This window comes from Psychrobacillus sp. NPDC058041, assembly GCF_042885655.1.
GTDB lineage: Bacteria > Bacillota > Bacilli > Bacillales_A > Planococcaceae > Psychrobacillus.
Window position 1 is genome coordinate 416,443 of the sequence record NZ_JBHVRO010000002.1, and the last position, 22,210, is coordinate 438,652.

Annotated in this window: 23 protein-coding genes and 1 pseudogene; 22 read left to right on the forward strand and 2 right to left on the reverse strand. The window is 33.5% G+C overall.

What is annotated here, in order from left to right; all coding sequences use genetic code 11:
* Positions 1-418 precede the first annotated feature (418 nt).
* The 14 genes and pseudogenes from ACFVR1_RS04570 (at position 419) to ACFVR1_RS04635 (ending at position 11,067) form a co-directional block, all read left to right on the forward strand.
* Positions 419-721 (forward strand): hypothetical protein, encoded by a 303-nt coding sequence (locus ACFVR1_RS04570; RefSeq protein WP_387580924.1) that lies wholly within the window; start codon positions 419-421, stop codon positions 719-721.
* Between the two features lie 139 nt (positions 722-860).
* Positions 861-1,418 (forward strand): GNAT family N-acetyltransferase, encoded by a 558-nt coding sequence (locus tag ACFVR1_RS04575; protein WP_387580926.1) that lies wholly within the window; start codon positions 861-863, stop codon positions 1,416-1,418.
* Between the two features lie 335 nt (positions 1,419-1,753).
* A complete protein-coding gene (locus ACFVR1_RS04580) occupies positions 1,754-2,209 on the forward strand; it encodes a GNAT family N-acetyltransferase (protein ID WP_387580929.1) in 456 nt (151 codons plus the stop codon).
* A 194-nt stretch (positions 2,210-2,403) separates the two neighbouring features.
* Positions 2,404-2,658 carry a hypothetical protein gene (locus tag ACFVR1_RS04585; RefSeq protein WP_387580932.1) on the forward strand — a complete coding sequence of 85 codons (255 nt, stop codon included), beginning with the start codon at positions 2,404-2,406 and terminating at the stop codon, positions 2,656-2,658.
* Between the two features lie 139 nt (positions 2,659-2,797).
* Positions 2,798-3,292: a DinB family protein gene (locus ACFVR1_RS04590; protein WP_387580934.1), complete on the forward strand. Its 495-nt coding sequence runs from the start codon at positions 2,798-2,800 to the stop codon at positions 3,290-3,292.
* A 486-nt stretch (positions 3,293-3,778) separates the two neighbouring features.
* Positions 3,779-4,201, forward strand: a complete 423-nt coding sequence (locus tag ACFVR1_RS04595; RefSeq protein ID WP_387580936.1) for a VOC family protein — start codon at positions 3,779-3,781, stop codon at positions 4,199-4,201.
* Between the two features lie 403 nt (positions 4,202-4,604).
* Positions 4,605-4,871 (forward strand): CD3324 family protein, encoded by a 267-nt coding sequence (locus tag ACFVR1_RS04600; protein WP_387580938.1) that lies wholly within the window; start codon positions 4,605-4,607, stop codon positions 4,869-4,871.
* A 139-nt stretch (positions 4,872-5,010) separates the two neighbouring features.
* The gene (locus ACFVR1_RS04605) at positions 5,011-5,550 is read left to right on the forward strand and encodes a GNAT family N-acetyltransferase (protein ID WP_387580941.1); all 540 of its coding nucleotides are present in this window, start codon (positions 5,011-5,013) and stop codon (positions 5,548-5,550) included.
* 150 nt (positions 5,551-5,700) lie between these two features.
* Positions 5,701-6,318 (forward strand): hypothetical protein, encoded by a 618-nt coding sequence (locus tag ACFVR1_RS04610; RefSeq protein ID WP_387580944.1) that lies wholly within the window; start codon positions 5,701-5,703, stop codon positions 6,316-6,318.
* Positions 6,319-6,498: 180 nt separating this feature from the next.
* Positions 6,499-7,284, forward strand: a complete 786-nt coding sequence (locus tag ACFVR1_RS04615) for an alpha/beta fold hydrolase (protein ID WP_387580946.1) — start codon at positions 6,499-6,501, stop codon at positions 7,282-7,284.
* 75 nt (positions 7,285-7,359) lie between these two features.
* Positions 7,360-9,333 (forward strand): S9 family peptidase, encoded by a 1,974-nt coding sequence (locus ACFVR1_RS04620; protein ID WP_387580949.1) that lies wholly within the window; start codon positions 7,360-7,362, stop codon positions 9,331-9,333.
* A gap of 249 nt (positions 9,334-9,582) precedes the next feature.
* Positions 9,583-9,720: pseudogene (locus ACFVR1_RS04625) on the forward strand (dihydrofolate reductase family protein); the annotation flags it as partial.
* Between the two features lie 211 nt (positions 9,721-9,931).
* On the forward strand, positions 9,932-10,441 hold the full coding sequence (locus ACFVR1_RS04630) for a DUF3916 domain-containing protein (protein WP_387580952.1): 510 nt from the start codon (positions 9,932-9,934) through the stop codon (positions 10,439-10,441).
* A 176-nt stretch (positions 10,442-10,617) separates the two neighbouring features.
* Positions 10,618-11,067: a hypothetical protein gene (locus ACFVR1_RS04635; protein WP_387580955.1), complete on the forward strand. Its 450-nt coding sequence runs from the start codon at positions 10,618-10,620 to the stop codon at positions 11,065-11,067.
* A 572-nt stretch (positions 11,068-11,639) separates the two neighbouring features.
* Here ACFVR1_RS04635 and ACFVR1_RS04640 read toward each other — a convergent pair.
* Positions 11,640-11,873: a hypothetical protein gene (locus ACFVR1_RS04640; protein ID WP_387580958.1), complete on the reverse strand. Its 234-nt coding sequence runs from the start codon at positions 11,871-11,873 to the stop codon at positions 11,640-11,642.
* A 1,067-nt stretch (positions 11,874-12,940) separates the two neighbouring features.
* On the opposite strand from ACFVR1_RS04640, the gene ACFVR1_RS04645 reads away from it, so the two are divergent.
* The 4 genes from ACFVR1_RS04645 to ACFVR1_RS04660 all read left to right on the forward strand — a co-directional run bounded on the left by ACFVR1_RS04645 (position 12,941) and on the right by ACFVR1_RS04660 (position 15,863).
* Positions 12,941-13,381, forward strand: a complete 441-nt coding sequence (locus ACFVR1_RS04645) for an RNA polymerase sigma factor (RefSeq protein ID WP_387580960.1) — start codon at positions 12,941-12,943, stop codon at positions 13,379-13,381.
* The gene (locus ACFVR1_RS04650) at positions 13,368-13,883 is read left to right on the forward strand and encodes a hypothetical protein (RefSeq protein WP_387580963.1); all 516 of its coding nucleotides are present in this window, start codon (positions 13,368-13,370) and stop codon (positions 13,881-13,883) included. Before ACFVR1_RS04645 ends, ACFVR1_RS04650 begins: the two co-directional genes overlap by 14 nt.
* 593 nt (positions 13,884-14,476) lie before the next feature.
* The gene (locus tag ACFVR1_RS04655; RefSeq protein ID WP_387580966.1) at positions 14,477-14,812 is read left to right on the forward strand and encodes an ArsR/SmtB family transcription factor; all 336 of its coding nucleotides are present in this window, start codon (positions 14,477-14,479) and stop codon (positions 14,810-14,812) included.
* A gap of 52 nt (positions 14,813-14,864) precedes the next feature.
* Entirely contained in the window at positions 14,865-15,863 is a 999-nt protein-coding gene (locus tag ACFVR1_RS04660; RefSeq protein WP_387580968.1) for an NADP-dependent oxidoreductase, read from the forward strand.
* 284 nt (positions 15,864-16,147) lie between these two features.
* Here ACFVR1_RS04660 and ACFVR1_RS04665 read toward each other — a convergent pair whose 3' ends face one another.
* A complete protein-coding gene (locus tag ACFVR1_RS04665; protein ID WP_387580971.1) occupies positions 16,148-17,338 on the reverse strand; it encodes an MFS transporter in 1,191 nt (396 codons plus the stop codon).
* Positions 17,339-17,783: 445 nt separating this feature from the next.
* On the opposite strand from ACFVR1_RS04665, the gene ACFVR1_RS04670 reads away from it, so the two are divergent.
* The 4 genes from ACFVR1_RS04670 (at position 17,784) to ACFVR1_RS04685 (ending at position 21,766) form a co-directional block, all read left to right on the forward strand.
* Complete coding sequence (locus tag ACFVR1_RS04670) at positions 17,784-18,233, forward strand: DUF1569 domain-containing protein (RefSeq protein WP_387580974.1); 450 nt, start codon at positions 17,784-17,786, stop codon at positions 18,231-18,233.
* Between the two features lie 679 nt (positions 18,234-18,912).
* The gene (locus ACFVR1_RS04675; protein WP_387580977.1) at positions 18,913-20,229 is read left to right on the forward strand and encodes a phytoene desaturase family protein; all 1,317 of its coding nucleotides are present in this window, start codon (positions 18,913-18,915) and stop codon (positions 20,227-20,229) included.
* Positions 20,204-21,100 carry an RNA polymerase sigma-70 factor gene (locus tag ACFVR1_RS04680; RefSeq protein ID WP_387580980.1) on the forward strand — a complete coding sequence of 299 codons (897 nt, stop codon included), beginning with the start codon at positions 20,204-20,206 and terminating at the stop codon, positions 21,098-21,100. Before ACFVR1_RS04675 ends, ACFVR1_RS04680 begins: the two co-directional genes overlap by 26 nt.
* Positions 21,101-21,325: 225 nt before the next feature.
* Positions 21,326-21,766 (forward strand): hypothetical protein, encoded by a 441-nt coding sequence (locus tag ACFVR1_RS04685; RefSeq protein WP_387580982.1) that lies wholly within the window; start codon positions 21,326-21,328, stop codon positions 21,764-21,766.
* Positions 21,767-22,210: the final 444 nt, after the last annotated feature.

Genomic DNA, 22,210 nt, shown 5'->3' on the forward strand with positions numbered 1-22,210 from the left:
TGTGATTCTCCTTTCATGAAGTAAAAGTCAAGAATCCGAAAACGTTTTCGAAGAATCCTAAAGAGAACGGATCCTGTGAATTATTAATTCGTGAAAGCATTATTTACGAAAACGTTTTAGTTTTTGGCAATAAAATGTAAGCCCTTACAATACCAACTATAGTTCTGCAATTCATAATTGTCAATAAATTAAATGTGAATTTCCTGGAAGTTTTTAATCATAGGTTGTTTTTAAAAGAATAAATATATAAATTTTTTATGCCTAGAACTGGTTGATTTCCGCTGCAGGTTGACGTTTCTTACCTCAAGTCAAAAGTTATTTCTATAAAAAACAAATTAAAGATAGTGATCCATTCAACGAGTTGTTGATTTCCGTTCCGGCGCTCGCTTTCCGAGGGCATGGCTTGAGGCTCTTGTTTATGGAAATCCAATGGCTCAATGGACAATATCCAGAAGATAAGAGGATTTTTGATTCCCAGATGGAGGTTTATGAATGGACAAACTCATTGTATCCAGATTTCTCAAATTGTCTATTTAGAGAAATAAATGTTGGTTATGGAACTCCAGATGAAAAAGTAATTGATTATTTAACCGAACTACTTCCACAATGGGCAGATTACCTAAATGTAGAGGTAATTGTGCATAAAGATAAAATAAAGGAAGACGGTAAAAATGTTTATAGAATTTGGACTTCAAAAGTGGAAAAATTTGAGGGCTACTAAAGGGCGTTGAATCTGGATGGATTAAGGCCTTTATCTTATTGAACTAATGCAGCAGTTTAGTTCAACAAGGAGAAGGAGGAACAGACATCCTCTTTATAGAAGTAGTGTTTCTTAGCAAGTAATTAGTGGAGGGGATTAAATGAAGGTTGAGAAAATATATGGTGATTTACCTATATTAGAAACAGAACGTCTTATTCTTAGAAAAGTCACTTTAGAAGATATTGAAGATATGCATCTATACGGTTCAGATGAAGAAGTATCTAAGTATGTAACTTGGAATACCCACGAAACAATATCTGATACAAAAGATTTTGTTGAATTTGTATTGAACAAATATGAAAACAAGCAGGTTTCACCGTGGGGAATTGAATACAAGGAAAATGGAAAATTTATCGGGACAATCGATTTTGTTTGGTGGCAACCAAATCATAAAATTGCTGAAATCGGATATGTTATTTCTAAAAGCTATTGGGGAAAAGGTTTAACTACTGAAGTAGCAAAGGAAATAATAAAATTCGGTTTTGAAGAAATGAATTTAGTTCGTATTCAAGCAAGGTGTGATGTAGAAAATATTGGTTCAGCACGAGTAATGGAAAAAGCGGGAATGTCTTTTGAAGGGATAATTAGAAAAGGTATATTTGTGAAAGGAAAACATCGAGATTTAAAAATGCACTCTATCATAAAAGAAGAGTTTTAATTATTTCAATGAAATTCGAACTTGAAAATAAAATTTCTTTTTCAACTAACGAGGTGCTTTACTTCAAAAAGGAGTAAAGCCTTTTTTTCTTATTGAACGAAAGGGGCAGGTTAGTTGAATAAGAAAGTAAAATTATTTTAAGAAGGAATTAAATGGAGAAAAATAGTATAATTAAAAAGTCTAAAAATTAATTGATATAATTTTTAGTTAATAGTTGTTAGAGGAGGAGATCATTATGACAAATAAGAGAATTTATATTATTAATGACTACAAGGGGATAACGACTACTTAACAAAGTTATTTAGTGTTTCCCCGAATTTTGAAAGGGGAAAATTATGAGTACAGAAAATGTGAAAATCGTAGAATTAAATGCAGAAAATTGGTACGACTGTTGCGAATTAGAGGTATCAACAGAACAAAAAGAATACATGGAGCCCAATGCTATATCAATTGCTCAGTCAAAGTTTGAGCCTACATTAAAGCCATATGCTATTTATGATGAAGAGAAAATAGTTGGCTTTTTGATGTACAATACTGTTCAAGAAGAACTTGATGGTTATTGGGTTTATAGAATAATGGTGGATAAGGAACACCAAGGCAAGGGTATAGGTAAAGCTGCAACTAAGTTAATGATTTCAGAGATAGCTAAATTACCGAATGCAAAAAAAATTGTTGTAGGTTATCACCCTGAAAACTTCGGAGCACATAATTTATACTCGAGTTTGGGTTTTATTGATAATGGTGATAGGTTCGGTAAGGAAATGGCAGTTATAAAAATTGTAACCGAGTGATAGGTCGATAGAATATTTCCAAAAGAAGGGACCATACTTTGGTCCTTTCTTATTGTGCAAACGTAGTGCTTTACTTCAAGAAGGAGTGAAGCTTTTTTCTGTTGAAAAAAGATGAAATTTCCCAAGTTACAAAAGACATTATGTTAATTATAATTAATTATTAAATAAGGTATCGCTATTAATAGGGTGAGATAATGGATTTATTGGGTGCAATGTCTGTTTTGATTGGTTTTGTAGCGTTATTTGGTGGATTCTCCTATAATAAAAAAAGACACGAAAACGATGGTCTAGATGGTTCTGGAGCTGATTCAATCATCGGTGCCATCATCGCTTTATTCGTTGTCATCTTATTGAGACTGTTGCCATATCAGGCTACCAAAACATTGTTATTTATAATTGCCTTTATTTGTTTTTGTTTTAGTGTTTATGCATTTACTCACTTACACTAACGGATGCTTTACTTCAAGAAGGAGTAAAGCCTTTTTTTTATTGAACTAAAGCGGCAGTTTAGTTGAACAAGAAGGAGTTTTAATAAGTAAATCGAATTTGTATATATAAAGGGAGATATTAAATTGGAGGGAATAGAAAATGGATGTAAAAACACTTTTGTTACAACAATGGGCAAGTTGCTTAGATGAAGAAGACTGGTTTCCACCACTTGAACAAGTGCTAGAGGATATCACTTTTGAACAGGCAATTTGGAAACCAGCTGATGGGGCAATGAATTCCATTTGGGAATTAGTTTGTCATTTACTTTTCTATGAAAAGAGAATTCTAATGCGATTTCTTGGTGAAACAGCTAATGAACCACAGGCAGAAAATAATAAGTCTACATTTCGATTACCAACTGAGACTTTAGAAAATTGGAAGGAAACAAAACAAGAATACTTTAATGTTCATCGTGAACTTGGAAAAATACTAGCAAAATCTGAACATGAAGATTTGTATAGACAGATCCCAGGAGAAGATAATTCATTAGTGCTTGAACTGAAGAGTTTAGCAATGCACGACGCATATCATATTGGGCAAATTGTATTCCTTAGTAAACTGCAAGGAGCTTGGGCAGGGAAACGCAGATTTTGAAAAAGCTTCTTTAGCTCTACAGTTATTCCATTATAGGGGGTTTTAATGGAATAAGAACGGGAACGTCCAAATCGGACGTTCCCATATTTTATACCTGAAAAACAACAATACTACTTAAGAAAGCCTTTGATTATGAACTAGTAATGGCATCTGAAGAAAAATCATTTCAAATAGAGGTTGCTGGAATTACTTGGGCGTTTGTTATGGTTTGTTTGAAAATGGGAATCTTTAGATTTCCAAACTCTGGAAAAGTAATTTCTACCTAAATTAATGGAGGCTTTAGTTAAAGATCATGGGTTGCTTAGGCAACATTTTTTTCTAATTGAACTAAAGCAGCATTTTAGTGAAATAAAAACATTCAATAAATGAATATTTAAATAAGTCAATATTATTGGTATAGTTTATCTGAAAACATTTGTAAAGAGGAACATTTTAATAAATTATGGTGTAAGGCTTATGTTTTGCTAAGAAAGAAGGGTTAATAAAATGATACAATCTCTTGTACATATTGCATTGGTTGTTAAGGATTATGATGAAGCTATTGAGTTTTACACAAAAAAACTTCATTTTACGCTAATTGAAGATACATATCAAAAAGAGCAAGATAAACGCTGGGTAGTAATATCCCCACCAGGCTCGTCAGGAACTACAATATTACTTGCAAGGGCTTCTAAACCAGAACAATCATCCTTTATTGGAAATCAAGCAGGAGGAAGAGTTTTTCTATTCCTTGGGACAGATGATTTTTGGAGAGACTATAATGATCTCATAGCAAAAGGAATTGAATTTGTTAGAGAACCAAAAGAACAATCATATGGTATTGTTGCTGTATTCAAAGATTTATACGGAAACTTATGGGATTTAATTGAATTTAAGGAAGATCATCCGATGTTCCAACGAGTAAAATAGTATGTGGAATAGCGCACTAAACTAACGCTGCAGGTTAGTTGAACAGTGTTTTTAACTTGTGTTCAACAATCGGTCCAGATTGTTGAGTAACTTATTTAAGGACATATCATTAGGTGTAGCTTATTTACGTGGATTTAGTTCAACACTTCGAAGGATATTGGTCAGTCCTTATCGAAATTATTAATAGGAACGTAACTGAGGTTGTATTATGTAAAGTGAGGAGGTTCACTATGACAAGAATTATGGGAAGTTTAAAGATTAGCTCTATGCAAAGTTTATACTATGAACAAGGTGGTTGTTTGTATAGAGCTAGAAATTGGTTTCCACCTGAAAAGTGATTATTGTTTATAGTAACGACTTTGCTACCTTAAAAATTTCATCTATTTTAAGGAGCGAAGCTAACATGAAATATGTAAATGCAGAAAGCATCTTTCCAGTAGAATTACTGAATGAAATACAAAAGTATGTAAATGGAGAAGTGGTTTACGTCCCTATTTCTAAAGGAGCACGGAAGAAATGGGGCGAAAACTCTGGGAGTAAAACTTATTTGAACAGTAGAAACCATGAGATCCGTCAACAATTTTCTGCCGGCATAAAGATAGATCAACTTTCAGATCGATTCTTTCTTTCTCGCGATAGTATTAAAAAAATAGTTTACTCAAAAAAATAGTTTGTAAATGTCACATTGGATTAAATCTAATGTGACTTTTTTTGTGCAAAGTATGATTTATAATTGTTCATTATATATTTTCACAGGATTGCTTTTATTATAATTTTTATATCTATTATTATTCTTTGAGGAGGATCCGATGAAAATTGATGTACAATTAACTGATAAAAATGCTGCACATATTATAAAAAATTTATATCCTTTGTATCTATATGATCTCTCTGGACATTATGGCAACGTTCCAAATACACATGGTATTTACGAAGATAGTGATGATTTCCAAACGTTGAAGGATCAGTATGAAGTTCAAAATATTTGGTGGGAAAAGCCAGATATATTATTTCCCTATTTAATTTTAGTAGATGGAAAGCCAGCAGGTTTTATCCTAATAGCGACTCCGCCACATTGCAATAAAGGAATTGATTATTTTATAAATGAATTCTTTTTACTACAGTCATTAAGAGGTCAAGGCATTGCGGAATATGCAGCGAATACAGTGTTTGAACAATTTAAGGGCAATTGGGAGTTGTTTACGAATCCTTCAGAAAAAAACATTATAGGACAACGGTTTTGGAAGAAGACAATTTCTAATTACACTAATGGGATTTACGTTGAGGAACACGGGGAAACTTTTAATGGATATAATCTTATTTTCCGATTTAATAATACGAAAAATTAAAAAGTTAACTAACAGAAAGTGTTATCCCATTATAGGGCGCGATTGTTTAATAAGCGTATCTGTTCTTATTGAACTAGGGCAGCGGTTTAGTTGAAGAAGGAGGTAATACTTTTGCTGTTATGAACATCTCTTATTAAGGGGGTGTTTTATTTGAAAAAAGGTGTTGAAAGCATTTCTAATTGGATACTTTATCTCGCATTAGCTTTTCTCATTATAGCTATTACAATTTATAGTTTTCTTCAGTCAAGGGAAACTGAGAGTTTAAATGAAAAGTCATTTACATCTATGGCAGTAAGTTATAGTTTGGATAGTGATGGTTTAATTTCAAATGCTGAAAAAAAAGAAGTAGAACATTTAGTGCACGAGACTAACCATATTTCAAAGGTTCAAATTTATAATGTTAAGGATATACCTTTTGAAAATTTATTTGATTATGTAGATAGCGCAAAATCTGATTATGAGTATAGTAGAGAAATATGGACATCAAATTCGTTGTTTGTTGAGATACTACCTTCGGGAAATGGTAGCGGTGATTGGTATGTGATAACAGAAAGAAGAAGTTTTCATACTCTAAGTGTTTTATGTTTGCTTTTAGGTGGGTTTCTATATTTTATTTTATTTTCTAGTTGGGCAATGAAAAATGCTTACCACCAAAATAGACTAAATGTTAGGTGGGCTTTTGTATTCATGATATTTAACGTTGTAGGATATTTTATTTTCCTTTTAGCTGATAAAAATCGTACAAATTCAATTCATAGCTTTAGTTAGTTCATATTGAGCTAACGGAGTGCTTTAGAGAAAGATCATTGAGCTGCATAGACGGCTCTTTTTTTTATTCAACTAAAGCAGCAGGTTATTTCAAAAAAGGCTAATTCTAGGGAAAACGAAACTAATAGTAACTTCTCTCGTATATAAATAGAAGCAAAATATTGGGGATGGATTAATTTTATGAAAAAAACAATTGATATCTGTGATAATCGCATACTATTCAATAAATATTCATGTAACAGTATTCCAAGTGTAATCTTCATAGCAGGGTTAGGCGATAGTTATGAGACATGGAAAAAAGTCCAAGACAGGATATCGCAGAAAACATCAACCTTTTCCTATAACAGGTCGGGTATTGGTAGGAGTCAAGTCGCATCCGTCCCGACGACTTGCTATGATCTAGTCGAGGAGCTCAACGAATTGTTGCTAGCACTTGAAGTGGAGAAGCCCTATATATTGGTAGGACATTCTTTTGGTGGTTTGGTCGCTAGATTATATGCCAGCCTTTATCCACTGAACATCAGCGGTATGGTTTTGGTTGACGCTGCACCGGAATATAAAGAACTTGCCTACGAAAAAGTTTTACCCGAAAATCTGCTTGCGGGAAATAGGGAATATTTCGAGAATCCTATGTTGAATAGTGAGAAGATTGATAAAATACAAAGCTATAAGCAAATAGTTGATCATTCAAAACAAAGTAACCTTCCTCTTACAATTATTACAAGAGGTTTACCCGATAATGGTGAAGAGGGATGGCCATCTCAAGAAATATTGGAAATTGAGCAAAGACTCCAAGCAGAATTCCAATGGCTGTCAACCTCAAGCAAGTACCGGATTGCAAGTCGAAGTGGACATTATATTCATCATGATGAGCCAGAAATTGTGATAGAGGAGATTATGTTAATGTTGAAGGAGATGAGGGAGTGTTACCCATTAACAGCTATGGATATAGATAGTACATATTAACTTGTTTGCAACAAGAAATGATAAATTAATTTTTTGATTATGCCTATTAGATTATAGTTACGTGGGGGTTTATCAATGAAAATGAATGAAAAAACATATCTAAGTATAGAAGAGATTATTTCATTACCAACCTTATCAGGTACAAACATAAGTGATGATGGCAAAAACGTAGCATTTGTCAAGAAGACTGCTAACTGGAAAGACAATAAATATAGGAGTCATGTATGGATATATGAAAAAGCTAAGGGGCAGTGTTACCCATTAACAACTAGGAATATAGAAAGTACAAACCCATTATGGTCTCCAGATTCTAGAGATATCGCATACCTTAGCCCAGTTGGTGACGGGGATAATAAGAAAAATCAGATCTTTGTTAAGTCAATAGATGGTTATTGTGGGTTTCAAATTACTGATGAGAAAGAAGGGGTCAGTAAATTCAAATGGGAACCTACTGGCAAGGGTTTTTATTATGTTGCACAGTCAAAAGAATCTGAGGAGATCGAGAAACGTAAGGAACTATATGGAGATTTCCATCATATAGGTAAGGAATACCAAAATAATTGTTTATATTACGTTGAAATAGAAAAAGTGATACAAAATGTTAAATATGAACACGAAAATGGCGTTGTTTATCAACTAACTGATGGTAAGGATTTTCATATCCATGAATTTGATATTTCAAATGATGGGAAAAAGGTTGTATTTATGGCTACACCAAGCCCAAATATGGGAGATTATATTAATGGAGATCTATACATACTTGATATTAAAGCTGGAGAGCTACAAAAGATGAATATAGATAAGCTGTTGGGAGGGAGCGTTTGCTTTTCTCCTGAAGGCGACAAAATATGTTACTCAGCAAGCATAATGGAGAAGGATTACTATAAGACCCATATTCAAGACAGTACACTAGAGATATATGATATTAATAATGGAGAGCTAGTTCAACCATTAACAGATTTTGATAGTTCGGTTATTCCATTACGTTGGACAGCTAAAGGAATTTTAATTAGATGGCAGAATAAAACTAATTATCTTATTGGGTTGTTATCTGAGAATGGCACTGTGGAAATCTTAAGCGAAAATGTAGATAGCTTTATAATGGATGCTTCTATAACAATGGATGGAAATCATATATCCTATAATAAGGCTATAACAAATGAAACCTTTGAAATCTATTTAGACGATAAAAAAATAACGAATGAAAATAGCTTTTTCAAAGGAAAGCTTAAAAGTAACAGGGAAATTATCTCATGGCAAAGTAGTGATGGTCTTGAAATAGAGGGAGTTTTATCAACCCCAGTAGAATTTGACGCAAATAAAAAATATCCCTTATTAGTGGTAATCCATGGTGGTCCTGCTTGGGCATCCTTTCCAATATTTTCAGACTGTTTTAATGAGAAATATCCTATTGAACAGTTTATTGAAAAAGGCTTTATAGTTTTAGAACCAAACTACAGGGGAAGTTCTGGTTATGGTAATGAATTCTTAAAAGAAAACTATAGAAAACTAGGAATTGCTAACTACGATGATGTTATATCCGGAGTGGATAAACTAGTTGACAATGGGATTGCTGATAAAGATAAAGTAGGGGTTATGGGATGGAGCAACGGGGGATATATATCAGCTTTCTGTTCTACATTTAGTAGTAGATTTAAAGCTATTTCAGTTGGAGGTGGAATTACTAATTGGAGAACCCATTATCTAAATACAGATATACCTTACTTTATTAGGATGTATTTAGGAAATAATCCATGGAATGATCCAGATATATATAATAAAACATCACCAATGACATATATTAATTCAGCCTGTACTCCCACTCTAATCCAACATGGCGAAAAGGATGAAAGAGTTCCAACTCCAAATGCATATGAGCTATATCAAGGATTAAGGGATATGGAAGTTGATACGGAATTAATTATATTTAAAGGAATGGCATATAGTTCAGACCAGCCAGGAATTAATGTGGCTATTATGAAGCAGAATTTGATGTGGTTTTCACACTATATTCTTGGAGAATGTATGAAAGATTTTAGGGTTTTATAGTAATAAATGGATGTCCTCACAGGATATATAAGGATGAAACAGTCTTCAAAAGGAAGCTTTTTTTCTTATTTAACCTGTGATTGTAGCTCTATAATTTCCATGTGAATTTCCGCTGTATAATACACTAGCAACTACATTGAATTACAATTTTATAGCAATGTTATGGCATTAAGCCCCCTTTACCTTTGTTGGTTTACGGAAATAATATAATCGTGCAGTTATGAAACTGGATCCCTGCAAAAGAACTGAGCATTACATCCTGTTATTCTGGGAGAAGGAACCCCCTTGTTTATTGATATAAAACAGTGGTTGAATCTAATACTGGTTAATACAAAAACGTTTACCTCTGGAGTTGTTCAACTCTGCTATCATCGTAATGAGAAGTAATTATAAGCATAATGATATGTAAGATCCAAGGAAATATTCTTGTTCAACTAACAGAGTCTTTAGTTAAAGATCATGGGGTTACCATAGGTAACTCTTTTTCTTATTGAATTAACGCAGCAGGATAGTTCAATAATGAAACGAGGAAAATATAAGCAACTCCATACTAAACAAAAAAAGGTTAAATTGAATGGAAAAAAGATAGGAGATAAAAATGAGTAATAAGAAGTTACGGGGTTTAAATCGAAAAACAAGAAATATGATAAAGCGAATCTGGGAGGAAACTTCTGATTTTCCATTGGATTTTTATAATGGGTATTGGCATCTTCATTTACCAGTTGCCCAAGTTTTTATTGATTCCGATAGGACTCCTTTTGGAATTAAGAGACTTTGTGTTCAAACTTTAATAGAACGGGCTAAGCATTTGATTGAAATCAAACCAAATACACCTGATAAGTATCGAGTGGTTGTTTATATTAGTTTCCAAGCATTGTTTGATTCTCAAATTATAGTGTTTGCTGGTGATTCTCACTTCGAGGGGTTCTTTAATAGAAATGACGAGTTTCAAAAATGGATTCCCCTGTCCAAAAAAAGAAAATTTGAGAGTGATTGGAGAATAAATATCTCCAAAGATATGAATGTCTTAGGATTTAAAGAAGAAATAACTGATGAAGATGGGGAAATTAATAATAGAGATATTTGGTTTATAGGTGAATTAGAGTAGGCTTAATATTACATTCTTAATCAACTAACGTGGTGCTTTACTTCAAGAAGGAGTAAAGTCTTTTTTCTTATTGAATTAACGCCGCAGTTTAGTTGAATAAGGAAAGAGGTTTCGAGTTAGATAAGTTGAATATAAATTAATTAAAAACAGTGTATTGAGACAGAATGGAGATTATTATGTTGCAACAGATTAGAATAGGAAAATGGTTATTAGAAGTTGATATTGATAGAACACGAGAATTTTATAACAAAGATATAGAGGTCTGTAACTGCTTATACTGTAAAAATTATGTTGAAGCTTCTGAGTATTTAAAGACATCTATATCCGATATTTTCAACAATTTTGGGATTCATTCAGCAAAACCAGCACATCTTTCAGAATTTCCTACTGAGGAAGCAGGGACACGTTTATACATAGGAGATTATCATCTCGTTGGAAGAGTGTTAGAAGGCGAATTGTGTAATTCTTCTAACTTTAAAGAAATGAATACTATTGAAATAGAGAATTTTTTATTTGGATTTTCAGAAGATTTAGAATTTGTGCCAGAAGGTTTCCCTGCCCCAGTTCTACAATTTAGCTTTTCAGCTAGTATTCCTTGGATTCTTAAAGAAAACCCTGATGATTAAGGAAAAGTCTTATTCAACTTACAGGAGCTTTACTTCAAGAAGGGGTAAAGCATTTTTCTTATTAAACTAGCGCAGCAGGTTAGTTCAATAAGAGAAATAAATGTTTTATGTCGCTTTTGACTTATAATACGAAACAAATGAAATAGTTCTTTTTATTGAAAACTACAAAAGTTGGTATTACCAAGTTCCATCACTGTCGTTTTTTTAGTTGTAGATTCCCTTTATTAAATATGACTACTGCATTGAAATCTTCATATAAAAGATAAATAGGGTAGCAGAGAGTCGAAAAGACGATTCCGATAGATACTTTTTCCACAATAGGAAAGTAGCCTGTTAGAAAACTCTTAACATTTATACTTAGATAAATCAATAGGGGAACTACGAAAACTGCTATTAAAAGAAGTAGTGGAGTCATCTTAGTTTCTTTAAGTTTTGCTTGACAGTGTGGACACTTCATATTAAAAGGTGTTGGGAATTTTTTGAAGTGTTTGATAGTAAGTGAATTTTGACAATTAGGACAGGGGATTGAAGTTTTCATAAGTTTTCCTCTTTAAATAATAAATTTATCTTTATTATAAATTAAATAATTTGATACGGATACACCGTAGGGCTTGTAGTAAGATAATCTGAATAGTAATTAGAAACTGCCTCTGTACATTCGGTAAAAGTAGTGAAAAAAACAAGTCCATCATTAGTTCTTTTTTAGACTCTTCAGTAAGCTGATAATAATCTAGTTTAGCATAAGTTAATGTTGCTGGCATTAGAAACAACAGTAAAAAACAAGGAACTATAATAATTTTTTTCATTTTCACACCACCTTTTAATGTTTATTTTGTTCAGAAAAGATTAATAGTCTTCAACTAAAGCAGCAGTATTGTTTGAACAAGGACAGGAAAAAATTACATATATATGAAATTGTGATATTTTGTTAAGATTTGAAATATGAGAAAAAATAAACAAGGAATAACGAAATTGTTGTATTACGTCTTAATTTTGGCAGTAATTTATGAAACTTTTTTTAGTTTTTATAGTATTTGGGGAAACTGGGAAACTTTCAAAACAGTACATGCTGTACTTAAGCTACTTTCTAATACTTTTCTGATATGGTTTTTAAGAAAAATGGCTTTGAAAACTTAATATACAAAAGTAGTTACGAACATAAAGATGTTTCTTAAATCGACAAAATACCTTTAGAATTTGATTAAATATTAATTCTTCTTCTTCAACTAATGAAGCAGTTTAGTTTTTTATGCCGAATTATAAACCAAAAAATTTTTGTGAATGTATATTACATTCTCCTTGGAAAAATTAATCAAACAATAAAACACAATTGTTTGATTATCTAGGTTAATAACGACAGTTTTATGCAAGGGAAATATTAAAGAATTATAGTGCATAACCATTTTGTTTAATTTGTTTTGCTTTTGACATAAAAGCAAGACAAACTAACAATTAATGAAGTAAAAACACACATAAATTTGGTTATTTACAAATTTATGTGTGTTTTCTATTTTCAATTAGTAAATAGCACTCAAGTGCTGAATCGCTATCATCAAGTAGAAACTGGTTACTTTTTTTTGCATGTAAATTATAAAATATAATTGTCATGTCCAATCTGTGTTTTCTGTTTTTGTATTTTCTACATCTTGCAGTGCTGAAAATTTAGACAAAATGAGTAATTATCAATCTAAAAGCAAGCAACTTAACCTTTAATAGGAGAGAGAATTTATCTATTACTGATGAGTTCTCTCTCTTTCTTCTATTAATGTTTGTCATAAATGAACAACAAATCTATTTCAATTCTTGGAAAAATATTTTTCTGTTGCACGAATAAACGAAAATGAATCGTATTATGAAGGGAAGGAGGTTGAGTATGAAAACGTTCGCCGGCTTATGTGTTCATGAGATTGTTCAAACTTATAGCGACACCTTAATACGAATTGCTGTGCAGCAGACAAAAAATATGTCTGAGGCGGAGGATATTGTTCAAGAGGTCTATATGACACTTATGAGACAGAAAAAGCCCTTCGATAATGAAGCACATTTAAAGGCTTGGCTCATCAAGAAGACGGTACCGATTACAGAAGAGATGACGTTTATTGCAAAAGAGGAACAAATTGTTCTTCCTGAGATTTTTGAGCTAGATCACCAAGAGAGGGCCATTGTTTATTTACATTATTACGAAGGCTACACGACTGCAGAAATTGCGAATCTATTAGAGATGAAAATAAACACGGTAGGCTCAAAGCTGAGAAGGATACGAATGAAGTTAAAAATTTTTTTAGAAGAAGTTAAATGTGATGAATGCTTATAAGAAAGTGATGAAGCAGATTCATGCTTCCGAAGAATTTAAGAGCAAAATGCAGAAAGAGATGATGGAATATGAACTAAAAGAAAAGAAGGTTTATATGAAAAATATAAAATTAATGGCTGGAAGTTTAATAGCTTGTGCCGTAATTGCTGTAGTTGCTTTAACAAATACAAACAACGATGCAGCGTTAGATTTGACGGAAAGAATTGTGGTGGATAATTCAGCTCCTGCTACAAGTGTAATGCTTAATATCGAAGGATTCATAACAGAAGTTGGAAAAGATGGACTGAGCTTTACGTTGGATAACGGAATGGAAGTAGTGGTTACAGATGAAACGAAATTGGGGATAGATGGTCCAACAGCACCGCCTAAGGAAGAACAGTTATTTGAGCCTACATTTAGAGTGGGTAATCTAATAGGCGGGTTTACGGAAGATACATCCGCAGATCCAATTACTGCAGCAGTAATTTATACTAACTGGAATTTTGAGAATCCTATTCGATGAAGTTCTGTTAAATTTAATATTCTCGAGCGCTAAGGGTGATGTATTTTATTATAAGGGCTATTATGCAACACGATTAGCACATTTTACTGCCATATATAAGGCATGCTGTAGTCTACTAGAGACTCTTTTGGTAATTCGATTCAAAGGCGTGACTTGAGCCTCCGCACCAAACTTAGATCGCTTGTGGAGCTCAGTCGTTACAATCAATCTATGTATAAAAAAATAGCAAAATTAAACAGAGACATTCATGATATATATTTTTCACCATAAAAAAAGATGAATTTTCAGGGTAGCCTTCTAATATAAAATGTTAATAAGCCTATTTAAGATGTATAAGTCTTAAATAGGCTTATTTTAATTTAAAAAATAAATATAGTTGCCATTTTGAATTTGTTGAATATCAAAATTTGGAATTCTGCATAATGGCCTAGCGTACAATAATTCCTAAATGCTAGGGAGGATGTGTACAAGATATGATCCGTCTCGATTTACTTTCTCAATACTGTATTAAATAAGGATATGTGCTATTGTTTTATGTATTCAATGGTTCATCAACTTAAACCATTCGACTAACTTTTGGGGGTTTTATTAAGATGAATAAATACGACAAGATGAACATCATTCGAGAAGATTTTATTAATTGTCAGGATGTCCTAATAGCAATCGGTGATGAAACTCGCCAATCGATCCTTTTCGTCTTAATGGAAACAGATTGTAAAACAGGGTTGCGTGTAGGCGAAATTACTGAAAGAACACATCTTTCTCGTCCAGCCATATCACATCATCTTAAGATTTTACGAGATGCAGGTGTTATATTAATGCGAAAAGAAGGCACAAAAAATTTTTATTATATCAATGTACGTACAAAACTAAGTTTATTAAAAGATTTAGTAACGAATATTGAGGATTTGATGACAGATTATTATTGAAAAATATTATTGGTATGATGATAAAACTTTTTTTTATTTGGGGGAATGTAATTTGAAAGCAATGATTATTGATCAATATGGGAAAGTACCTCTGCGATTAGCAGAAATGCCTATGCCTGAAATGGGAGAATACGAGGTACTTGCAGAAATTCATGCAGCTAGTATTAATCCAGTTGATTTTAAAACGCGAGACGGAAAAGTGAAGTTATTAATCAAACATAAAATGCCACTGATTCTTGGAAATGACTTTTCAGGGGTTGTGACAAAGGTTGGTGCAAAAGTAACTCAATTTAAAGTGGGCGATGCAATTTATGGAAGGCCACGTAAAAGTAAAATCGGCACTCTTGCTGAATATATCGCAGTTCATGAAGATGACATAGCGTTAAAACCTAAAAATCTAAGCTATGAGGAAGCTGCTTCTATACCATTAGTTGGGTTAACGTCTTATCAGGCATTACATGACATACTGCACTTACAAAAAGGAGGAAAGGTTTTAATTCATGCCGGGGCTGGTGGTGTCGGAACATTTGCGATTCAACTCGCAAAAATAATGGGTGCCTATGTTGCAACAACTGCGAGTGAAGCTGGTGCAGATTTAGTGAAATCCCTCGGTGCAGATGAAGTTATTGATTACAAAACAGAACAATTTCAGGATAGACTACAAAATTATGATGGAGTATTTGATACACTTGGTGGTAAGTCACTCGAAACATCATTCCAGATTGTAAAAAATGGTGGGAAAATCATCTCTGTTTCAGGATTGCCGAATGCTCGTTTTGCTAAAGAATATGGATCAGGCTTTATTAAAAAGGTATTGTTTTCAGCTGCAAGCTATAAATTAACGAAACTTGAAAAAAAGCATAATGTTCAATATACGTTTTTATTTATGAAGCCAAGTGGAGATCAATTACGTATTATTGCAGACTTTATTGAATCTGGGAAAATCAAACCTGTAATTGATCGCGTTTTTCCTTTTGAAGATGCTCAAAAGGCCATGGAGTATTCGGAAGAAGGAAGGGCTAAAGGAAAAATAGTTTTGAAAATTCGATAGTTATCATAGCGAACAAAAATTCTTTGATAAAAAATAACTTTGAAAAGTAATAAAGCATTTTAGTTACAATTATATAGAATAGTTACTGTTAATATAAAAGCGGCACCCAATCATAGTAAGCAGTATTTGTTAAAGAAGTATCAAAGAACAACTAAACGTCCTTGATACTTCTTTTTTAATATTATTTATAAAGGGATACCTGAAATATCATTAATTATCGCCTAGAAAGATTTTAGTTCTTCTGGAGATACAATAGGAAGCATGACAAGTGTTTGTTGCTTCTTTTATGCTGATTTCTTTTGTTTTTGATCTAAACGATGACTAAAGAAAGTTAGCAGACTTGCACAGACTGCAACAATCCCACCTACCCATGTTACATTCATTAAATTTCCCTGATGGTATACAATTCCGCCTAATGCAGAACCAAAAGCGATACCTACGTTGCTTGCTACTGGCATAAGTGAAGCAGCGAGACCTGTTGCTTTTGGCTGATAAATTCCGGCGAGGTCTATTAAATAAAGCTGAGTAGATGTTGTTAAGAGGATTGCCATTAACGACATCAAGCCAATATTTGCTAATCCAAAAATAATATGATTTGTTGTCCAAAATAAACTTGTCAGAACAATTGCCTGCACGAGAAAAACAAACCGAAGGCGACCAATTGCATTGTGGCTGGCAATTTTACCTGCTAAGATGTTGCTGAAAATCGAGATAAATCCGTAACCAAATAAGATTAAACTAATTGAATGATTTGGTACTTCCATTCCCTTCAAGATAGGAACAAGGTACGTAAAGACGGTATAAGTTGCGCCAAATCCTAGTGCAGGAATGAAAAAAGCCATCAAAATTCTTGGATTGGTCATTAATGAAAACTGATCCCGTATCGAACTGCGTATTTGGCTGAGTCTATTAGGCAAGACGAAAAAGGATGCCAAAAACGCCAATCCTCCTAGGAAAGTAGTTAACATGAAAGTGGCATTCCAACCGTATGTATCGGCGATGACAACACCAATAGGCACTCCAACGACATTTGCAAGTGTGAAACCACCGAAAACGAATGATATAGCAAGTCCGCGTTTTTTAATCGGCATCGTTTCACTTGCAACAATCATGGCTAGAGATATTAATACTCCTGTTACAATCGCTGTCATAATCCGAAGTGCAAGGAGCATGATGTAGCTTGTCGAGATTATACACAAGGCATTTAGGACGATGAAAGAACCTATCAAAAACAACATCCATTTACGCTTTGGAAAATGACTTGTTGCTGACATCACTAGTGGTGTGGCGATGGCAAACGTAATTGCAAACGCAGAAACGAGTGTGCCTGCTTTTGCATTTGTCATTTGAAGGCTCGAGGAAATATCGGTTAAGATTCCGACAATAACAAATTCGCTAGTCCCGAGAACAAATGTTAATAAAGAAAGTGTTAAGATGAGCAACCAATGTCGCTTGGATAATTTTGTGGTGTGCATAAATACCTCTTTTCTTAGATGAATGTAAATGTGTCAGCTAGTAGATATACGACCTAAACATCTTACCATAAAAAAAATTTTTTTCGAGATAAACCATTTCTAATCAAATAGAGGTTAATGGATTAACAGGATCAACAAATGCAAAGGGGGTTAGCAGAAAACTATTTAAGAAAGGTCATTTCTGTTGATAATGCTATTGGTAGCAGTAGGTATAAAAAAATTAGTACTAAAACCTCATACAAAATTGTTATAACTCTATAGATTTCTTAGAGGTTAAATGATTTTTAATTGGATATTTATGTTATTATCATTATAAAGATTGTGAAAGAATATACTTCAGCTAACGCAGCAGGTTAGTTGAAGAGAATTGTTTAACTTGTGTTCAACAATTGGATCAAATAAGTTATGAAGGTTGACTATTTATAATTAAAGGGGATATGAACTAATGAAGAATATTTTTGATCATATACATACAGCAGAAGTTTTAGAGCGTATTGAGAAATTGAGTCCAAATTCACAACCACAATGGGGAAAAATGGATGTTGCTCAAATGCTAGCTCATTGTTCATCTTTCCAAGACATTGCAATGGGAAATTCTTTTCCACCAAGGAGTTTGTTAGGAATAATAGTAGGAAGGTTTGCAAAACAAATCGTTTACAATGAAAAGACATTGCCACATAATCTGTCTACTATTCCAACCATTTTGATTGCAGATGATAGAGAATTTGACACAGAAAAAGAGAAGCTTAAACAAAAAATTATCACATTCCAAAATAACGGACCAGAGAAGTGCACAACTCATCCGCATCCTTTTTTTGGAAAGCTTACTTCTGAGCAATGGGGTAAAGGAATATACAAGCACCTTGACCATCATTTTAAACAGTTTGGAGTTTAAACATTGAAAAACAAAATAAAACGATGTGCATCGTTAGTTGAAGAAAGTATCTCTAATCCTAATTACTATTCTCTTTCATAAGATGAACAATGGTTTGATTTATTCTCAATTACTATTTGAAGCAATCAACAGTATGTCTTTTTTTAATGTTTTGTTTTGCCTTAAACGACGGCGATTGTTGAATAAGCTTCACTTTTCTTATTCAACTAACGTGTGCTTTATTGAAAGATCGTTGAGCTACATAGGCTAGTTTTAGAATAAAGTTAGATCAAGGACACCTTATTAATACATAAAATACTATAACTAAAATGAATCCATTTTGTAAAAAGATTGATCAAAATGGATTCTTCTAAACATATTTATGTTTAGTTTTTATAAAAAAGGATCATTTTACGATATGGTTTCCCTTTATCTAAAAATGCTTGAACCTGACTTTCTCCTATTGAAATATCCAGACCAACAACTGGATTCATTTAAATCTCCTACTAATCTAGCAGTTGGCCAGTACCCCCTAATCCTCTAAGTGTTGTCTTAGTCTAAGTATTTTGTACCTGTTCAAAAATTTCCGCATATTGGGGAAGCGCTTATTTTTATTTTTGTCATACATTTTTTCAAAGTTTTTGTCACAAAACACTCCTCTTATTCGCCTTATTTGTAAACGCAGAAGGAGTGATTTTTTATGAAACAGTACGATGTTGCAGTTATTGGTGGTGGAATTTCTGGTTTGGCTGCCTCGATTTATTTAGCAAAGGCGGGTTATTCTGTGATTCTTTTGGAGAAATCCAAGCAATTAGGAGGTCGCGCCATGACAATTAAAAAGAAAAAGGCAATGCTGAATTTAGGCGTTCACGCTTTTTATCAGGGTGGAGAAGGAGAGACGGTTCTGAAGGAATTAGAAGTTCCTCTGAAAGGAGCCAATCCTTCAGCATCAGCGGTAGCGGTATGGAAGAACAGAGCATATCCAATTCCAATTGGACCGCTTCAGCTCTTGTCTGACAACCTATTTTCTTTAAAAGGAAAAATCAATCTTACCAAGCTTATGATAAAGTTAAACAAAATTAATATTGAAAAAATCGGCAAAATAAGTTTAAAAGCATGGGCAGAGAAGGAAATTCACGATCCAATGGTACGTAATCTTTTATATGCAATTTGCAGTTCCAATTCATTTGTGCCTTATCCCGATCTTCATCTTGCAAGGCCAGCTGTGCGACAGCTTCAACGTACTTTTGGTGGAATGGCTTTTTATATTGACAGAGGGTGGGGCACTCTCGTTGATGATCTAAAGGACCAGGCTACTCGCGTAGGTGTCACAATTGTGAATCATCTAAATGCAGCTGAAATAGAACATGACGGAAAAGTTCGGAAGATATGCTTTTCAAATGGTGACTCATTGGAAGTGTCTTATGTCTTGATCACAGCGGGTCTTGAAGAAACGTTCAACCTTGTCAAAGACTCAGAATATACCCAGCTTTCGCTGTGGAAAAATCAAGCACGTCCAGTCAATGTTTCCTGTTTGGACCTTATTTTACGGCGGATTCCGAACCCAGATGCCGATTTTATCGCAGGTTTTTGGATGGATCAGCCAATTTTTTATAATAATCCGACCTCTGTCGTGAAAATGAGCGAGGACGACACTGTTGTCATCCATCTTGTCAAGCATCTGGGAACTAGTAGTGGGAATCCAAGGGAGGATATGCGTGAATTGGAAGAGGCGATGGACGTAGTTCAACCTGGGTGGAGAAAAGAAGAAATTTCCAGACAGTTTCTTCCACACATGACAGCCAGCCATGATTTCAACTCGATTGATAGAGTTGATTCGTCTCCAGGGCCTTCTGTTCAGGAAATTCGCGGTTTATATGTTGCAGGCGATTGGACGGGGCGGGATGAATTATTGGCTGATGCAGCGTTAGGCAGTGCTAGGCGGGCAGCGCTCGCTATTATTCAAGAATTGAAAGAAGCGGAGGACCATAATGGACACAGAAAATCTATATTATGAGCTAAAGCCACTGCTATTTTCTTTGTCTTATCATATTTTGGGTAGTCTAACAGATGCGGAAGATATGGTTCACGAGGCATTTCTTTCATTACAGAAGATACCTGAGGAAAAGGTCAGTCATGTGAGGTCATATATGTGCAAAATTGTGACGCATCGTTCCATTGATTTACTAAGATCAGCCCATAAGCAGCGTGAAATTTACGTTGGGCCATGGTTGCCGGAACCTGTAATGACAGAAAATGGAACTTGTGTTCTCTCAGATAACCCTTTGGATAGCTATATGCTGAAAGAGTCTCTCTCAACGGCTTATATGCTTTTATTGCATCAACTTTCGGCGACGGAACGGGTTGTGTTTCTATTGCGTGAAGTCTATCAATACCGTTATAACGAAATTGCGGAAATCGTAGACAAAAGCAGTACCAATTGTAGGCAGATTTACAGTCGGGCTAAAAAAAGCATCGGTGATCTCCCAAAGAATGATAGTTCAAAGGTGGAAAAAGAATTTTTATCTGAGAAATTTGCGAAAGCTCTGATGACTGGAAACATGAATCAACTGTTTGAAGTTTTGACATCGGAAGCTACATTATATACTGATGGAGGAGGGAAAGTACAGGCAGCTATCCGTCCGATTTATGGAATGGATAAAATTGTTAGGTATTTCCAAGCTATTTTCCCGAAAGTGCCTAAAGGTTTTACATGTTCAGTGCATGAAATTAATAGCCAACCCGGTGTAATCATCAAAATTGTGGGTACCACTTTCACAATCGTTACTTTTCACTTTCATAATGATCGAATTTCAGATGTATATATCGTCATGAATCCGGAAAAACTCACTCATTTTAATGATGGGGATGAACGAAATATTTGGTGATAAAGCCTTATTAATAGTAGGAAAACCTATAAATATATTCGTTTTTAACAAAGTTTTTTAGTAAGTTGAGGCCAATATCTTCCATTTTTAATATTAATGGTCTTCGGGGATCGGGTGCCTAGCAGATTAGTTCAATAAATAGGTATATTTGGAGTGAGATCAAAGTAGTTATTTTTTGAATAGTTAATCAAGTAACAGTCAGTGAAATAAAGGGGGGGTGGTTGGATGGTATATAAGGCAACATCACAGAGGAACATACTGTTAATATTATTAACGATAGCTATTTTAATGTTGATTATTAATATCGGCGAATATCATGTACAGAAGTATATTTCAATATTGTTGAGTATATTTTGTTTTGTCGGGCTTTTTACTACCTATGAATTTGAAATTAAAGAAGATGAATTGAATTATAAAACTTTACTTTTTGTTTTTACAGTTTTTCAAAAAAAGTTATATTCTGCTGATATATATCACGTAACGTTTAAACGAGTTGGTTGGGCAACTAAAGGGGCAATTATTCGATTGCATAGAGGAATTAATATACGAATTATTCAATTCAACCACAAAGATGTAATGTCACAGCTAGAAACTTTTTCATTAAACAATAATGTACCTGTTATTAAATCTAAAGATTATTTAGTCTTGGAAAAGTTAGCGAAATAATTATTTTATATTGAAGAGTAATTACTGTCGTTATGCTAGTCTTTTATTTAACTACGTGGCAGGTTAGTTCAATATGAAAAATGATAAAATGATGTAAAAAGATAATATTGTTATTGAACTAAAGGAGCAGGGAAATAAAATACTATAATTAAAATGAATCCATTTTGAAAAAGACTGATCAAAATGGATTCTTCTCAGCTGATTTATGTTTTGTTTTTATAAAAAAGTTTGATCATTTTATGTTATGTTTTTCAAACAACGCTCCTATAGCTTAAGTACATTTATTCACAAACTTAAAGGTAGTCTTAAGTTATTACATGAAATACTGCTCCTTTAGTGGAACAACGGAAAAGGCATTACCCCTTAATGAAGTAAAGCAGCGATCGTTTCAAGATTTATCAACCTAAAGATAAAGAGGAATTTATTTTACATTTAGACTATGAT

Coding starts and splice junctions, on each gene's coding strand:
- ACFVR1_RS04680 (WP_387580980.1), top strand. CDS start 20,204: ATGGACACAGAAAATCTATATTATGAGCTAAAGCCACTGCTATTTTCT.
- ACFVR1_RS04630 (WP_387580952.1), top strand. CDS start 9,932: ATGAGTAATAAGAAGTTACGGGGTTTAAATCGAAAAACAAGAAATATG.
- ACFVR1_RS04620 (WP_387580949.1), top strand. CDS start 7,360: ATGAAAATGAATGAAAAAACATATCTAAGTATAGAAGAGATTATTTCA.
- ACFVR1_RS04650 (WP_387580963.1), top strand. CDS start 13,368: ATGAATGCTTATAAGAAAGTGATGAAGCAGATTCATGCTTCCGAAGAA.
- ACFVR1_RS04570 (WP_387580924.1), top strand. CDS start 419: ATGGAAATCCAATGGCTCAATGGACAATATCCAGAAGATAAGAGGATT.
- ACFVR1_RS04585 (WP_387580932.1), top strand. CDS start 2,404: ATGGATTTATTGGGTGCAATGTCTGTTTTGATTGGTTTTGTAGCGTTA.
- ACFVR1_RS04590 (WP_387580934.1), top strand. CDS start 2,798: ATGGATGTAAAAACACTTTTGTTACAACAATGGGCAAGTTGCTTAGAT.
- ACFVR1_RS04655 (WP_387580966.1), top strand. CDS start 14,477: ATGAATAAATACGACAAGATGAACATCATTCGAGAAGATTTTATTAAT.
- ACFVR1_RS04640 (WP_387580958.1), bottom strand. CDS start 11,873: ATGAAAAAAATTATTATAGTTCCTTGTTTTTTACTGTTGTTTCTAATG.
- ACFVR1_RS04635 (WP_387580955.1), top strand. CDS start 10,618: ATGTTGCAACAGATTAGAATAGGAAAATGGTTATTAGAAGTTGATATT.
- ACFVR1_RS04645 (WP_387580960.1), top strand. CDS start 12,941: ATGAAAACGTTCGCCGGCTTATGTGTTCATGAGATTGTTCAAACTTAT.
- ACFVR1_RS04580 (WP_387580929.1), top strand. CDS start 1,754: ATGAGTACAGAAAATGTGAAAATCGTAGAATTAAATGCAGAAAATTGG.
- ACFVR1_RS04600 (WP_387580938.1), top strand. CDS start 4,605: ATGAAATATGTAAATGCAGAAAGCATCTTTCCAGTAGAATTACTGAAT.
- ACFVR1_RS04675 (WP_387580977.1), top strand. CDS start 18,913: ATGAAACAGTACGATGTTGCAGTTATTGGTGGTGGAATTTCTGGTTTG.
- ACFVR1_RS04615 (WP_387580946.1), top strand. CDS start 6,499: ATGAAAAAAACAATTGATATCTGTGATAATCGCATACTATTCAATAAA.
- ACFVR1_RS04595 (WP_387580936.1), top strand. CDS start 3,779: ATGATACAATCTCTTGTACATATTGCATTGGTTGTTAAGGATTATGAT.
- ACFVR1_RS04665 (WP_387580971.1), bottom strand. CDS start 17,338: ATGCACACCACAAAATTATCCAAGCGACATTGGTTGCTCATCTTAACA.
- ACFVR1_RS04685 (WP_387580982.1), top strand. CDS start 21,326: ATGGTATATAAGGCAACATCACAGAGGAACATACTGTTAATATTATTA.
- ACFVR1_RS04670 (WP_387580974.1), top strand. CDS start 17,784: ATGAAGAATATTTTTGATCATATACATACAGCAGAAGTTTTAGAGCGT.
- ACFVR1_RS04575 (WP_387580926.1), top strand. CDS start 861: ATGAAGGTTGAGAAAATATATGGTGATTTACCTATATTAGAAACAGAA.
- ACFVR1_RS04605 (WP_387580941.1), top strand. CDS start 5,011: ATGAAAATTGATGTACAATTAACTGATAAAAATGCTGCACATATTATA.